10 protein-coding genes are annotated in these 14,796 nt (G+C 44.8%); 5 read left to right on the top strand and 5 right to left on the bottom strand.

Annotation, left to right across the window (positions count from 1 at the left end):
- Positions 1 to 1,736, bottom strand: a 1,736-nt coding sequence (locus GX089_09905) for a hypothetical protein (GenBank protein NLP02796.1), incomplete at its 3' end; no start/stop codon positions are given.
- Between the two features lie 521 nt (positions 1,737 to 2,257).
- Positions 2,258 to 3,028 carry a tetratricopeptide repeat protein gene (locus GX089_09900; GenBank protein NLP02795.1) on the bottom strand — a complete coding sequence of 257 codons (771 nt, stop codon included), beginning with the start codon at positions 3,026 to 3,028 and terminating at the stop codon, positions 2,258 to 2,260.
- Positions 3,029 to 3,250: 222 nt separating this feature from the next.
- Between GX089_09900 and GX089_09895 the strand changes: the two genes are divergently transcribed.
- From GX089_09895 to GX089_09880, 4 genes are all read left to right on the top strand, one after another.
- Positions 3,251 to 5,188, top strand: a complete 1,938-nt coding sequence (locus GX089_09895) for a hypothetical protein (GenBank protein ID NLP02794.1) — start codon at positions 3,251 to 3,253, stop codon at positions 5,186 to 5,188.
- Between the two features lie 124 nt (positions 5,189 to 5,312).
- Positions 5,313 to 7,253 (top strand): aconitate hydratase, encoded by a 1,941-nt coding sequence (locus GX089_09890; GenBank protein ID NLP02793.1) that lies wholly within the window; start codon positions 5,313 to 5,315, stop codon positions 7,251 to 7,253.
- A gap of 79 nt (positions 7,254 to 7,332) precedes the next feature.
- Positions 7,333 to 9,771 (top strand): diguanylate cyclase, encoded by a 2,439-nt coding sequence (locus GX089_09885; GenBank protein NLP02792.1) that lies wholly within the window; start codon positions 7,333 to 7,335, stop codon positions 9,769 to 9,771.
- Positions 9,752 to 10,087, top strand: a complete 336-nt coding sequence (locus GX089_09880; GenBank protein ID NLP02791.1) for an STAS domain-containing protein — start codon at positions 9,752 to 9,754, stop codon at positions 10,085 to 10,087. Before GX089_09885 ends, GX089_09880 begins: the two co-directional genes overlap by 20 nt.
- A 99-nt stretch (positions 10,088 to 10,186) precedes the next feature.
- Here the strand turns inward: GX089_09880 and dnaA are convergent, their stop codons facing one another.
- Complete coding sequence (gene dnaA, locus GX089_09875) at positions 10,187 to 11,569, bottom strand: chromosomal replication initiator protein DnaA (protein NLP02790.1); 1,383 nt, start codon at positions 11,567 to 11,569, stop codon at positions 10,187 to 10,189.
- A gap of 456 nt (positions 11,570 to 12,025) precedes the next feature.
- On the opposite strand from dnaA, the gene GX089_09870 reads away from it, so the two are divergent.
- On the top strand, positions 12,026 to 12,721 hold the full coding sequence (locus GX089_09870; GenBank protein NLP02789.1) for a DUF5610 domain-containing protein: 696 nt from the start codon (positions 12,026 to 12,028) through the stop codon (positions 12,719 to 12,721).
- A gap of 1 nt (position 12,722) precedes the next feature.
- Here GX089_09870 and GX089_09865 read toward each other — a convergent pair whose 3' ends face one another.
- Positions 12,723 to 13,613 (bottom strand): MCE family protein, encoded by an 891-nt coding sequence (locus tag GX089_09865; protein NLP02788.1) that lies wholly within the window; start codon positions 13,611 to 13,613, stop codon positions 12,723 to 12,725.
- Positions 13,614 to 13,651: 38 nt separating this feature from the next.
- A complete protein-coding gene (locus tag GX089_09860; GenBank protein ID NLP02787.1) occupies positions 13,652 to 14,668 on the bottom strand; it encodes a DUF2914 domain-containing protein in 1,017 nt (338 codons plus the stop codon).
- Positions 14,669 to 14,796: the final 128 nt, after the last annotated feature.

Below are 14,796 nucleotides of genomic sequence, written 5' to 3'. Positions count from 1 at the left end.
CCCTGACCGGTGGATTCCCAGGAAGACAGATCTGCATCCCATCTGTAAATCGATGCTTTACTGGTTAAGTCTGATGACCCGGTGAATATTGTAAGGGTGATGGATACGGAATCTGCGGCTGATGAACTGTTCCAGGCTGCCGGGTAGTCGACCAGGAAAAGGGATGAAAGTGGTTTTAACGAGTTGGTTCTGGCCGAATCGATCAATTCCTGATCTTCAATTTTTGAAATATCCAGAGGACACCGCAGATCCTTTTTTGTGTAAAGGAGCACAGAAGCCTTATTATTCTTGTCGTTGGTATCAGCAGGAATAACCTGACTGCTTCCGGCAATGTAAGTAACATCGCAATACTGAAAAGAAACGGCAAAATCACTTTTAAGTGAAGGGTGTCCGTTTGTGACAAGTACGATTATTTCATCTGTACTCTTCCAGCCTGGAACAGAAATAGTACCATTTCCACAGGAATCAAGCTGTAAAGGTACCACAGAATCACCTGTACTTTTTCTGATTATCATGTTAGCATCCCAGGTTCTGCCAAGATCAGAGTAGTATTTCTGCTCTACACTTCTTAGAGTGATAAACAGTGTGTCATTATGATCATTCCTGGATGTGAAATGGAATCGGGCCATCCCGTAAGGATTTACAGTTTTTTGCATGTTTCCGGCAGAGCTGTTTGTCTCCTGATAACTCCATTGGAGGTAAAGTATTGCATCATTGAGGAATCTGCCTGTATCTGCGCGTGTTCCTGAGAAAAAAGAACTGGTATGGAAATCACCCAGCAGGTCAACCCATTGTTTCCCCATGGAGAGGGCGGTCAGGCGCAGGTTTTCATGAAATGGAGTTTTCTTCAGGTAATTATTTTCAAAAACATTTCTTAAAAAGTCAATTCCGGGAGTATTACCTGCAAATTTATACAGGTAAAGTATCAGAAGTGAATTGGTATATATCACATTATTTTGTATCTGGTTGAGAAATGACATGCCGGGATTGAGAAAATAGCTGTCTGTATACTGCAGGTAATCATCGATGTAATCGAAGATGGTTTCCTCCATCATTACAGCCGATCCCTCTATCCAGGTCAGGGGATAATCATCAAGGTAAATGCCGTTTTGAACATTCCAGGTCATGGCATACTGTACAGCATGAAAAAGTTCATGAGCACAGGTAACCCTTATTCCGTCTTCCGGATGTTTATCATAGCCCATTGATCTCCATTCACTGCCGGACCAGTCGTTTCTCAGTGTCAGGTAACTTGGATAGCCTTTTTTCCTGTCGCCGGGATCATCAACCCATGTCAGTCCATAGTAGGAGGGTGCCTGATTTTCCACTACAACTTTGTATTTATCGGAGGGATGGGCCGGGTCACGTAAAGCAATGGGCGGCTGGAACCCAAAGCGGTTGACCATCGCGGACCAGCAACTGTCCAGTGCCCAGGCGACCTCATCGATATAATCAGGTATACCGTTGCTTTGCTCTGTTTTTTTGGACCAGTTTTCACTTCTGAAACCGTAAAGATCTATGGGGTTTACACTGTCAGGACCGGACGTGGTAAAGTAAATCTCAAAATTACCACCTGGAGAGTTATAGACAGAAAAGGAATCCGGAATCCGTGAAGCCTGCTTATAGAGTGCTTTAAACTCAGAAGAGAGATTGTTCCATTCTCTTGCAAGTCTCAGGAAATCGCTTTCCTGGGGGAGTTGGTCGGGATTAATGCGGGGAAATCCTGCGGATCGCACCGATCTCCTGATCCTGCTCTCAAGAAAAGGGCGTAACCGGTTTTCGAGTGCCCGGGTCTTATCACCGGAAAGATATAGCTGATCGGTTTTTGAAAGAGATAAAGGTGTATTGCGTGTCTTGCTTTCTGCTTCAAAGATCAATAAAGAAAACAGAAACAGAAGTAGTGCGGAGGAGTTCCGGCAAACATTTGTGTGTGAGTTTTCTGAATTGAACATTTTGCAACATTTGGCTCAGGGCAGATGATTTGTTTTCTAAAAATACACTCTGGCAGGATAAGGGGATAAGAGCATAAAAAGAAACGGGTATTCTGCAGAATACCCGTTTTCTTATATTGAAACTAATTTTACCCTTTACTCTTCTGTTCTCTCGAATGCGGGGAAGCTGAGAGAACAGGCACACAAGGGAGGTGCTTAGAGCTTCTGGGTTGTTACATTTATGATATCGGTAACTTTTAAGGGGCACTTTAGCTTTTTTCTGCTTTTTCCCCGGCAAAAATCATAAATCCCTGAAAAACAAGGAATTAAGGATTTACGGCGGATTCGAATTCCTCTGAAATCGACTCCAGAGATGAAAAATCAGGTCTGTATGCCTGATAAACCTTTATGGCATCTCCGACCAGATCGCATTCTTTTGCGGCATCGAGCAGATTAAGGTAAGTATCGGGATCTGAAGGGTTGAGTTTAATTGATTCCAGGAACAGTGTGAAAGCATCCTGGTATCTCTTCTGGTAATAAGAGATTATTCCCAGCCCGCAGAATGCCTTTGCGCTTGGTCCCTCAACATCGTTGGCACGAAGGAATAACTCCATGGCTTTAAAAAGATTACCTGCCTCAAGTTCCTTCTCAGCTTCTTCGATAAGAGGGCTGTAAAACCCTATTGAAAGAGCACGCTTGCTGGTGTAGATATCCTGGCCCTGTTGGACTATACTGTCCCGTATGATCCGGATTTCCCCAAGATCAGGGTTTACCTGCAGTGCTTTTTCAAAATAGGGGAGAGCTTCTTCAACTTTTCGCAGTTTCAGTGAGGCATCGAACAGATTAATCAGAGCATCGCAATAGATCGGGTTAATCGATACTGATTTCTTGAACATCGCAAAAGCATCAAGCCAGTACTTTTGTGCCCATGAGATAATTCCGAAGCTGTTGAACGCGCGCCAGTTTTCTGGATCCTGCTCTACAACAAAAACCAGGATACGTGCTGCTTCCGGAAGATTACCCTTAGTAATAGCATCTTCAGCCCGAATGTTTTCTTCAACGAATTTTTCTTCGGTAATTTGCTGTCCGGAACTCATCCACTTCTCCTTCCTTTACCTCAGGTCTCTTTCTATATTTATTTTTTACCTGATTTTTATACCTGTCCCAGTCCAGCCTTTGCTGCATCATTACCGAAGGTATCCTGTGCACAGGTGAAGGAAAACACTCGGCACGATGCTGAAACCGGTAGTATTATAAAGAAATATATATTTGTCGCTTTCGTAATAGAAAGTAGCTCAGGTTAAGGAGAATCGGAACAGATGGCTTTCAGTCAACATCCTGCGTACCATAACCCTAAACCCATTACTGCAACAATGATCTCAGTTTTTCTTCTTGCCGTTTTAATCTTTCCCTTTTCCAAAGTTCAGGCAGCAGATGACCTGCAGGTCAGAGTGGTTTCTTCCAGGCAATTTTTCACTCCCGGAGACACGGTAATACTGGGCCTCCAGGTCAAAATTCCAGCAAAATTTCACCTTTATGGGAATCCGTTGGGGCCTGGAATAGGTAAACCTCTGGAAATCGGTGTTGAAGGGGGAGAGGGGATCAACTGGCTGGATGTAAAGAAGATGAGTCCCCGCAAATTCAAACCATCTGTCGGCGATTGGGTCTGGGCATACGAAAACGAAACATTCTTTTTTATCAGAGGCATCATTCCACCGGGCTGGAGCGGGAAAACAGACGGCTCTATTCGAATTGACGGACTGATATGCCACAATTCCTGTATCCCTGTTATAAAAAAAGTTCCCTTTACAATAAATGCAGGTAAATCCCCCTCTGCGGACAACGGAATTTTCGTGGGCGAACCGCTGTTTTCTATAGCTTTGGACCGTGCAAGCGAATCTATCATGATTCAAAAAGCCGCTCAATTAGCCCGGTTGTCCTCCCTGACCGCACTTCCTGTTATTAATATGCAGGAAAAAGCTCCTGAAGAACACAAAAAGACTCAGGAGTGGGACTACAGCCCTGTTGAGAAAAAAATCAATTTTAATTTGTGGTTGGCCCTGCTGTTTGGATTTACAGCAGGCATGATAATGAATGTGATGCCCTGTGTGCTTCCGGTTCTGGGGATAAAAATCCTCTCTTTCTCTCAGGCAAGAGAAAGTTCCAGATCATTGGCGCTCAGGCGCAGTATGTCATTTTCCGGTGGTATGCTTTCGGTTTTTATGGTACTTGCGGCCCTTGCATCATTTGCCAGGTTTTCCTGGGGGGGGCAGTTCCAGAATCCCAAAATCCTGGTAGGTATTATTGCACTTATCGTGGTGTTTGCACTGGGGATGTTTGATGTATTTACGATTATACTACCCGGTTCCATTTCAAACATGGAAAAGAAGGGCGGTTCCGGGCTGCTTGGAGACTACATCAAAGGGATGTTTGCGACTATTTTGGCAACCCCTTGCAGTGGTCCTCTTCTTGGAGCGACCCTGGCCTGGACTCTTACCCAATCAACCCAGGTCGTTTTCACGGTTTTTGCCTCGATCGGTATTGGGATGGCCTTTCCCTATGTTCTGTTTGCCTCCAGCAACAGTCTTTCCAGGCTTGTCCCCAAACCCGGAATATGGATGAAGGATTTTAAATATCTGATGGGGTTTGTTTTAATCGGAATGGCTGTTTACCTGATGAAAGGCCTTCCTCAGGACATGATAATAAGCACTATCGGGCTGTGTGTTTCCCTTGCGTTTGCGGTGATAGTTTACACCAGATTCGCTCCCTGGGGGGCTGGTATCAGGCGTAAGGCAACTATGATTATAATCTCCATGGTAATCGCGGGAGCGGCTCTCTACCTGAACTTTGGTGTCTTCTATAAAAAGCATTCATTATCAGTTGTTGAATCAGTAGTTTCAAAGGGCGAATGGTTCGATTTTTCCCCCCCATTGCTCCGTGATGCCCACACCACCGGGCGCCATGTGATTGTTGATTTTACCGCTTCCTGGTGCATGAATTGTCAATACAATAAAATAGCGGTACTTAATTCCCCGGATATAAAGGAATTGCTCAAGGCGAAAAATGTCCTTCTAATCAAGGCTGATCTTACAAGGCCTGATCCTGTTATAGAATCACTCCTTCATCATCTTGGCTCCCGCAGTGTTCCTTTCCTGGCCGTTTTTCCGGGTGATAACCCCTACGAACCGATTGTTATGCGTGATGTGTTGAAAAAGAGTGATCTCAGAGAGGTATTGAAGGGTTTGGTCGACCGCTGAGCCTGATTTTTAAAAACTGATATTTCTTTTGGTTGTTCACGATGATGGTAATTTCTATTTTTCGGAAACAGCATTTATCAATACAGCGTGTAATTCCAGTTGAACTTTAGAAAGAGAGACATTCATGGGTAAGAATGTAGTACAGAAAATTCTTGATGCACATATAATAGAGGGTAAAGCTGAAGCCGGGCAGGAAGCAGGTATCCGGATCGATCAGACTTTGACACAGGATGCTACCGGTACCATGGCTTACCTCCAGTTTGAAGCGCTTGGTTTTGACAAAGTCAAAACTGAGCTTTCTGTTTCCTACGTTGATCATAATACGATCCAGGATGGATTTGAAAACGCCGATGACCACAAATATCTGGAAACAGTGGCAGCAAAATTCGGGATCAGATTCTCCAAACCCGGAAACGGTATCTGTCATCAGGTGCATCTGGAAAGATTTGGCTGTCCGGGAAAGACACTGCTTGGAAGTGATTCTCATACACCAACCGGTGGCGGTTTAGGGATGATAGCCATCGGGGCCGGTGGACTCGATGTGGCAGTGGCTATGGGTGGAGGGCCCTTCTATTTGACATACCCCAGAGTTGTGAAAGTGGAACTGACAGGGAAGTTAAGGCCCTGGGTTGCAGCTAAGGACATAATCCTTAAGGTTCTGGAGATTCTGACCACAAAAGGGAATGTCGGTACCATCATTGAATACGGTGGCCCTGCAGTTGCGACTCTCAGTGTGCCTCAGCGCTCTACAATTACAAATATGGGAGCAGAACTGGGGGTTACTACTTCTGTTTTTCCCTCAGATGAGGTCACCCGTAAATTTCTCAGAGCACAGGGGAGGGAGGAGTGCTTTGTGCCTCTTTCTGCTGATACTGATGCCACTTACGATAAAGTCATCAGTATCAATCTTTCAGAGCTGGAACCATTGGCCGCCTGTCCACATTCTCCGGGAAATATCAAGCGTCTCGCTGACCTTGACGGTATAGCAGTGGACCAGGTGCTTGTAGGTTCATGCACCAATTCCTCTTATCGTGACATAATGCTTGTAGCATCATTGCTGAAAGGAAAGAAAGTCGTTGACGGATTGACAATGGGGCTTGCGTGCGGTTCGCGTCAGGTGCTTCAGATGCTTGCCCGCAATGGTGCGCTGGCCGATATTATCTCCTCAGGAGCGAGGATCCTTGAGAGTGCGTGCGGCTTCTGTATCGGAAACTCCATGGCACCCAGGACAGGTGGTGTGTCGGTACGCACCTCAAACCGCAATTTTTACGGCCGCAGCGGTACACCGAGTGCTGATGTGTACTTGACATCACCCGAATCCGCTGTAGCTGCTGCCCTTACAAGCAAGCTTACCGATCCCAGAAGTGTATTTACAGATGATCAATATCCCGACATTCCTGAGCCGGAATATTTCGATACTGATGACAGTATGGTGCTCAATCCGTCTGATGACCCGTCGAAGGTGGAGATTTTCCGTGGTCCCAATATAGGCGCGCCGCCTGCAAGCGATCCCTGCCCGGAATCCATACGGGGAACAGTGACAATCAAGGTAGGGGATAAGATCACTACAGATCATATAATGCCTGCCGGAAGCAGATTGAAATACCGCTCAAATATACCAAAATATTCAGAATTCGTATTTGAGAGGGAAGATCCTGAGTTTTCCGGGACTGCTCTTGAGAACAAGAAAAAGGGCATCCACAATCTGATAGTAGCAGGTGAGTCCTATGGTCAGGGATCATCCCGTGAGCACGCTGCAATTTGCCCGATGTATCTTGGTGTAAAGATGGTTCTGGCAAAATCGATTGAGCGTATTCACAGAGCAAACTTGATCAATTTCGGCATCATTCCCGCCATCTTTATCAATCCTGATGATTACGGGCTTCTTGAAAAGGGACAGAGTGTCCAGATAAAAGGTGTCAGAGAGGCTCTCTCAGGAAACGGTATGTTGACTCTTGAAACTTCGGACGGAAAAACTGTCAAAGTATCGGTTGTTCTGACTGACCGTGAAAAAAAGATCCTCCTGGCAGGAGGACTCCTGAACGCCACAAAAACGGGAAATTGAGAGAAAATAAAGGGGGCTGTTGACGGGCTGCGTGCAGGTGTTGTAAAATCTCCGTAGTAGTTGATGACGGAGAGAATTCTTGATAATCAATAAACCCGACAGTCCCCGGAAGAATCCCGCTACAAGGATCCTGGTAATAGATGAGAAGGCTGCTGATGCCTCTCGTATCCGCTCTTTACTTTCAGAAAACGGGAGCGATCGCAGGTTCAGTGTAACTCGCTCCTGTACGCCATCCTTTATTAAACAGAAACTGGAACAGAAACAGTTCGATGTTATACTGTTGAGCCCGCCTTCAGACGGCCTGAAAAGAAACTCACTGCTGAAGATTTTAAAAACGGAAAATGCACCCCCTGTAATCGGACTGGTCGAATCCAGGGCAGATATCCCCTCTCTGGGTGTCCCCTGTATCCAGTGTCTTATCAAAGCGAGCCTCAGCAGTTCTCTCCTTATCAATGCGGTTTTCATGGCTGATGAGCAACGAAGCACATCCCGGGGCTTGCAGGAGAATATCAGGGAATTTCAGCACACAGAAGCTCGTTTTCTGAATGTAATCCTCAGTTCTAAAGATGGGGTAGTCATCATTGATAAGCGCAAGAAGATACTCTTTATCAATCCTGCCGCCCTGGAAATGCTGAGTATCGGAGAGGAGAAAACAGGAGTGTTCCCTTTTCCGGTGAGATCCGGAAATACATTTGAAATCAGGATTGACGGTAAGCGCGGCTCCGGCAGAGTACTGGAGGCAAGGACTGTAGAGACTATCTGGGATGGTGTGTCTGCCAAGCTGCTATCGCTTAGAGACATTACTGCTCGTAAATGTGCGGAGGATTCGTTACGTGCAAGTGAGGAGAGATATTCACTGGCGATCCGCGGGAGTAAAAACGGGGTATGGGACTGGAATCTGCTCACCGATGAGATCTATTTCTGCGATCAATGGAAATCGACTTTTGGATTCAGGAGCAACCAGATAGAGAACAGGATAGATGAATGGTTTTTGAGAATTCATGCATCCGATATAAAGAAAGTCAGGAAAAAACTCCAGGACCATCTCGATGGCAAGACACAATATTTCGAGAATGAACACAGAATACAGCATAAAAACGGCAGTTACAGATGGGTTCAGGTAAGGGGTACCGCCTTGCGGGACAAGTGGGGACGGCCGGTACGAATAGCTGGTTCTCTCACCGATATTACGGAAAGAAAACTCGCAGAGAAGCAGCTAAACAAGGCTCTCGATGATCTGCGTCTCGCGCTGGCTTCCGAGAAGGTGCTGATGGAGGAGCTTGACCGGAAAAACAAGCAACTGGTCGAGCTTTCAATCACCGACGGGCTGACAGGGCTTTACAATCATCGCTTTTTACAGGAACGCTTTGATTTCGAATTCAAACGGGTACACCGCTATGGCGGCGAGCTGTCCTGTATGCTTATCGATGTCGATCATTTCAAGATCATAAACGATACCTATGGACACCAGTTCGGGGATTTTGTCCTGCGGCAGCTTGCTACAATAATGAAAACAAAATCACGGGAAGTTGATATCTGTGGAAGATACGGGGGAGAGGAATTCCTGATTATCTCCAACCAGAAGGCAGAGAATGCCCTGATTTTTGCCAGTAAACTTCATTCTGCAATTGACAGCTATGTTTTTCAGAATGATAACCGCAATGTACATGTTACTGTGAGTATCGGGATCGCGGAGTACCGCAATGATATCAAAACAAAGCAGGAGTTGATAGAGAGGGCTGATACTGCTCTTTACCAGGCAAAAAAGGAGGGAAGAAACCTCATACGTGTCTGGAAGGATTTCGATTCACAGGAAGAGAAAACTATTGACAGAAGCGGAATTCAGGAACTGAAAAGCAAACTTCAGGAGATCTCACAGAAGGTTAGAAACACCTACATGGAATCTATCGATGAGCTGATCCGGGCTGTTGATGCCAAAGACCCGTTTGCAAGGGAGCATTCGAAGAAGGTGGCTGAGTACTCTGTGAAGATCGCCAGGTATCTGAATCTCCCGGAGCAGGAGATCGAGGTGATAAGAAACGCGGCTCTTCTGCATGATATCGGAAAAATAAGCATCAGGAATGAAACCCTGGTGAAAACGGAAGAGTTGACATCGAGAGAATATGAAATCCTCAAGAGACATCCGGATATTGCTGTAAACATGCTCAAGGATCTCAAGTTTCTGGAAAAGGAGATCCCTTACATCCTCCATCATCATGAGCGATACGATGGTTCCGGATATCCTCACGGGCTTCGCGGACGGGAGATCCCGGCCGGTGCGCGAATAATCGCAGTTGCCGATGCCTTCGATGCCATGATTTCGGGGAGAACATACAAAAAGAGGCTCCATTTCACTGAGACTGTAGAGGAGTTAAAGAGTGGGAGCGGAACTCAGTTTGCCCCTGAAATTGTAGAGGTGTTCTTGAAATTGATCAAAGCCGGAGAAATAGAATTAGGTAATCATAAAGAAAAAGGGAATATAACAATGGAAAAGGAATATGAAACTGATAATTCATGAGTTGGGAGAGATAACTGAGGTTATCATCGATGGCAATGTTCTTCAGGAGAATATCGCGGTTCTGAGAACCAGACTGCACGATCTTGTTGACAATGGTAAACACAAGCTTGTAATCAACCTGGTTGCTGTCAATTATCTCAGCAGCATGGGACTGGCGGTAATAGTGGATATAAAAAACAGAGTCTCTGAACTGAAAGGCGATCTTAAATTAGCGCTCGCGAACCACCTGATCAGTAATTTACTTGTAATTACAAATCTGCATAAGAAAATCGAAAGCTTCGATACCCTTGAAGAAGCAGTGAAATCGTTCTCTTGAGTAGTCGTGCTTTCCCCGTAATTTTCTCGATGTCATTTCGACAGTCTCGAGGAGAAATCTTTCTTGTACACTGAGGTGAAATAAGTGCTGCTCCCTGGATTAAAGCAGCGGCTTTATCTGTTCCTCGATCATCTCGACCTTCTGCCTTAAGTCCTGGTTCTCTTTCAGATTGGCTTCGATTTTCTTAAATGAATGTATGACTGTGGAGTAATCTCTTCCGCCGAAATCCAGACCTATGCTTCGCAGGGACTGTTTTGTCCACTTTTTGCAGAGATACATGGCAACAGACCTGGGAAGGCTGACGTCGCGCTTCCTTGTGTGTGCGGAAAGCTGATTGGGGCTTATACCGAATGCCTCAGCAGTTTTCTGCTGAATATATTTCACAGAAACTTTTTCACCTTTCCTTGAAATCGCATCTCCGCACAATTCTCTGGCCACATCCAGCGTGATATCTCTTCCTGTAAAGGATGAGGATGCGATCAGTTTGATGAGAGTGCCTTCAAGTTCTCTTATATTTGATGTGATGTGTCCGGCTATGAACTGAACGACCTCATCGGGAAGGCAAAGCCCATCGATTTCAGCTTTTTTTCTCAGGATCGCCATCCGGGTCTCGAGGTTTGGCGGCTGGATGTCGGTGATAAGTCCGCCCATAAACCTGTTGATGATATGATCCATCATATCGGGAATTTTATCTGGCTGGCGGTCTGAGGAGAGCACGATCTGTTTGTTTTCAAGAAGAAGTTTGTTAAAAATGCGGAAGAACTCCTTCTGGGTACCGGGCTTGCCGCTGAAAAACTGAATGTCATCGATCAGCAGAAGATCTACTTTGGCGAATTTACGGTAAAAAGAGGTAGAATCTTTTTTGTTGATAACATAGTTTATGTACTGATTTGTGAATTCTTCACTTGTAAGATATGTCACATTTTCCGCTGTTATCTCTGTTTGTGCGAAACTTCCAATAGCCTGAAGAAGATGAGTTTTGCCAAGTCCGGTTCCCCCGTAGATTACAAGGGGGTTAAATGATGTCTTACCGGGGGCTTCAGCTACGGCTAAGGCGGCTGCTGATGCCATCCGGTTGCTGTCACCAACAACGAATTTATCAAAGGTATAGTTCGGATGAAATTGTTCGCGCTTTTCTGCCGTATGGGGAATCTTGCGGCTCTGTGCCTCAACCAGTTCCTTTGATAGTGGCTGGACAATTTTCCAGTCTTTTTGAATGGGAACAAAGGAAAGTGAGGAAAACTGGATGTCAGCCTCGGTTAATACCTCTTTTATGAGTGAAGCGAAGTGTTCCTCGATAAAATCTGCGAAGAACTGGTTAGGGACCTGGATCTTTGCCTGACCATCGGAGGAAAGGAACAAATCGGTAGTTCTGAACCATGTTTCATAGCTTGCAGGACCTACCTTTTCCTGAATTTTCCGCAGGCAATCGGGCCAGGGAGAAGTTGTTGAAAATTCGTCAGATAGATTGTTTGCCAACATGTTATCAACATTTCCTTGACTTGACAATATATAACATGAAAATCATTGGGGTATCCATCACCGGCCTGGAAGCATGTTTTGTAGGTTGAAGCGCATAAGTGATTGATTTGCATGAAGTTAGAGACCCTTGACTTTTTCTGCGAATTGTATTAGTGGAAGATAATCCACTTTTTATTCACATGCTTTCCACTACTTATCAACATTGACTTATCCACATGCTGGTCTGATCAATGTCGCGCATTCAATATAAATATTACAGGTCGAAAATTCAAACTAAATATTTAAAAAAAAATCCGAATAAAAAAAGGCTCAGAAAACTCCACTGTTATGGATACTTTTCTTTGTGTTTTTTCTGCCTGAATTCTTGTAAAGGATAAAAAATGTGTAAAGGTTTTTTCCCGGGATGCCGAAATAATGAGTGTATAGTCCGGAACAGGATATTTTCAAGGAGGAAGTATGGCAATCCATGGAGTGAATCGACCACTGTCATCCCCTTTTTCTACTAATTCCCCCGATTATTCGCATTTAAAATCTGCCGAGGGAGGCAGATCCCGGAATCCGGTGCAGCAATCAAGGGTCAATACCAGGGCTGTGGCCGAATATTACTCTGCTGAAAAGTACGCTGTGGAGTATTTGTCAAAGGATGGCGACAAGGTGACTTTCAGCATGGAATCGATTCAATTCCAGAAAGCATACCTTGAGATTGCAGGGGAGAGGAATCCCGAAGAGATTAAAAAACTTATTGCCTATACAAAAGATCAATTCCAGATGATGCGCGAGAAGATGATAGAGCGTATTCTCGAGAGTCTTGGTGGTAAAAAGGCAGGAAAAGCAGAGAAAACTCAAGAAAGCAATGAAATAGAGGTTCCGGAGTACTGGAATGCTGAGAATACTTCACAGAGAATAGTTGATTTTGCCACTTCCTTCTTCGATTCTTTTCAGGGTGCAGGTATCGATTTCCTGAACACGATAAAAGCTGCAATTGAAAAGGGATTCAGCGAAGCGAGGGGTATTCTTGGTGCTGTACCTAAAAGTGTCTCTGATCTTACAGACCGTACTTATGAACTGGTGATGGAAAAACTCGATATATGGGCAGTGGAGAAGGGTATACTGACAACTGAGAATGGCGTGTCAGAAACTGTAGAAGCCTGATCTACCGGGGACGTATCGGGAGCTTAAGACCGGTTTCCTGAATCTCTGCAATCAGTTCCCGAAGCGTAGCCAGGTTTTTTCTGCTCTCAGCCAGAAAAGCTTCAAACTCTTTAAATTCTGGCTTTTCAAATCCTTTGACCAGCTTTCCGGCCTGGTTTGTAAGCGTGTCTATTTTATCTGCCATCCTGTTTGCCGTGGAGAGAATCTCTTCTACATCCTTAATCATAGCAGGGACATCTTGCGAGAGCTTTTTTGACATAGATGATGTTTTTTCAAGGATTTTCTGAAGAGAATCCAGTCCTTTTCCCAGATCAGAATCTATCTCTCCGGCAACATCAAGAACAGATCCGCTTATGGAATCAAATGATAGGGCAACACTCCTGAAACGGCTGATAAACGATGGAGTGCTGTCTGTGCCGTTCTTGAAATCACTGCTTAACCGTGAATAATCATCGATTGCTTCACATAGTAACTTGACTTTAGCAATGACCTCTGCAGGACCGAAAGGAATCTCTCCATGGAGGACTTCGCCTTTGTTAACAACTCCTTTTTCCGGATCGCCGGGATCAATCTCCAGGTATCTTTCTCCCATCACTCCCTTCACTGCAGCAGTGATTTTGTAATTCCTGTAGATCTGGATGGGCTTGAAGGTTTTTATCTCAACGAAAGCTTTCTGCCCCTGGTTATACACCTTGTACACAGCCCCGGCCTCCATCCCTTTCACTCTTACCGGGTCTTGTATATTGAGGAAGTTAAGGGTGCTGATGGGTGTGAAGGAAACGGTCCGGGTTTCAACAGTTTTTCCGGTATTCCATACAAAATAAGCGGCAGGGGAAAGCAGTAAAACTGCAAATACTGCCATGATGATATAACCAAGAAACCGATCACTCATGCTTCTAAAGATAGGTGATCTCTAATGGCTTAGCAAGCTCAGTAGCGCAGGGTATAGAGACTGAGCGAGTCTGAAGTATCACGGGAAACTACTTTGAAAGGAATAATTCCCACTGTTTTCCCTTCCTTCGTCTTGAGCACTACTTTCCACGAACCGGGCGGAGTATTTCTCTTATAGGTGAAACCACGATAACCCTGATCTCTTCCTCCAGTCAGCTTGTAGCCGATTTTTGTGGTTTCTTTCCATTTACCATTTGAGGGATCTTTATAATACCAGTGATGATAGATCTCCTTTTTCAGACGGGTTGGTGCGAACACTGAAGTGAAGCAGAAGACAGTATCACCTGGTGCATATTTGTAAACTTTCTCTCCTGATTTAAACGGCTCGTACCATCTGGGCTTTTCTATTTTGCAAATATACTCATTTCCGCTGCGATTTACGGACCTGAAAACAGCCATCTTTTTGAGTGAAAGGGGAACAGGTGGAATAACATTTAGAAAGTAAAAGAGAACAAGAATGGAGTAAACGGATATTACCGGTTTGAGGGAGATCTTCGACAGAGCGATCCGGGTCACTGTAAAGCAGAGGAGCAGTGCTGTGGTGATGGTCAGGAGGAAAATCCATGAATTCATAATACCTGTGAGTACGGGAATAAGGAAGTTAAGGATCATGACTGTACAGATGCTCCAGAATGTAAATGCGACCTGGGCATTGCTGTATTTTTTCTCCAGAAACTCATTGCAGACAAGAATTCCGGCCAGACAGAGAAGGAAAAGGAAAGTCAGAAGAGATGATGTGCTTTTGAAATAGTAAACTGTGCAGGCACTGAACATTCCTCCAAAGAAAAACTGGGCTGCCGAAGGGAGATATTTTGAAAAACGGAATGTCATTTTCCGGGATAGTAATATGACTATAATGGAAGAGAGGAAGAGGTAAGCGGAGAAGATTGAAAGATCAAGGACGCTGTCAATCCTTTTCAATGTCAGCGAATCCCAGGTACTTCCGCAAAGGAAACATACTGTTGGAAGCTGTGGTTTGAGCCTCGCGTAAAACAATTGGCTATATCCGGAACTCCCAATATGAAATTGGCTTGAATTCGTTGTATTTATTGTGTTTCTGCCCATATTTATACCATACGAAATTGTTCAGGAATTTGCGCAGGAATATCTACATCTCCAACAGT

This window comes from Fibrobacter sp. (assembly GCA_012523595.1).
GTDB lineage: Bacteria > Fibrobacterota > Chitinivibrionia > Chitinivibrionales > Chitinispirillaceae > JAAYIG01.
This window is presented reverse-complemented; position numbering and strand designations above follow the sequence as displayed.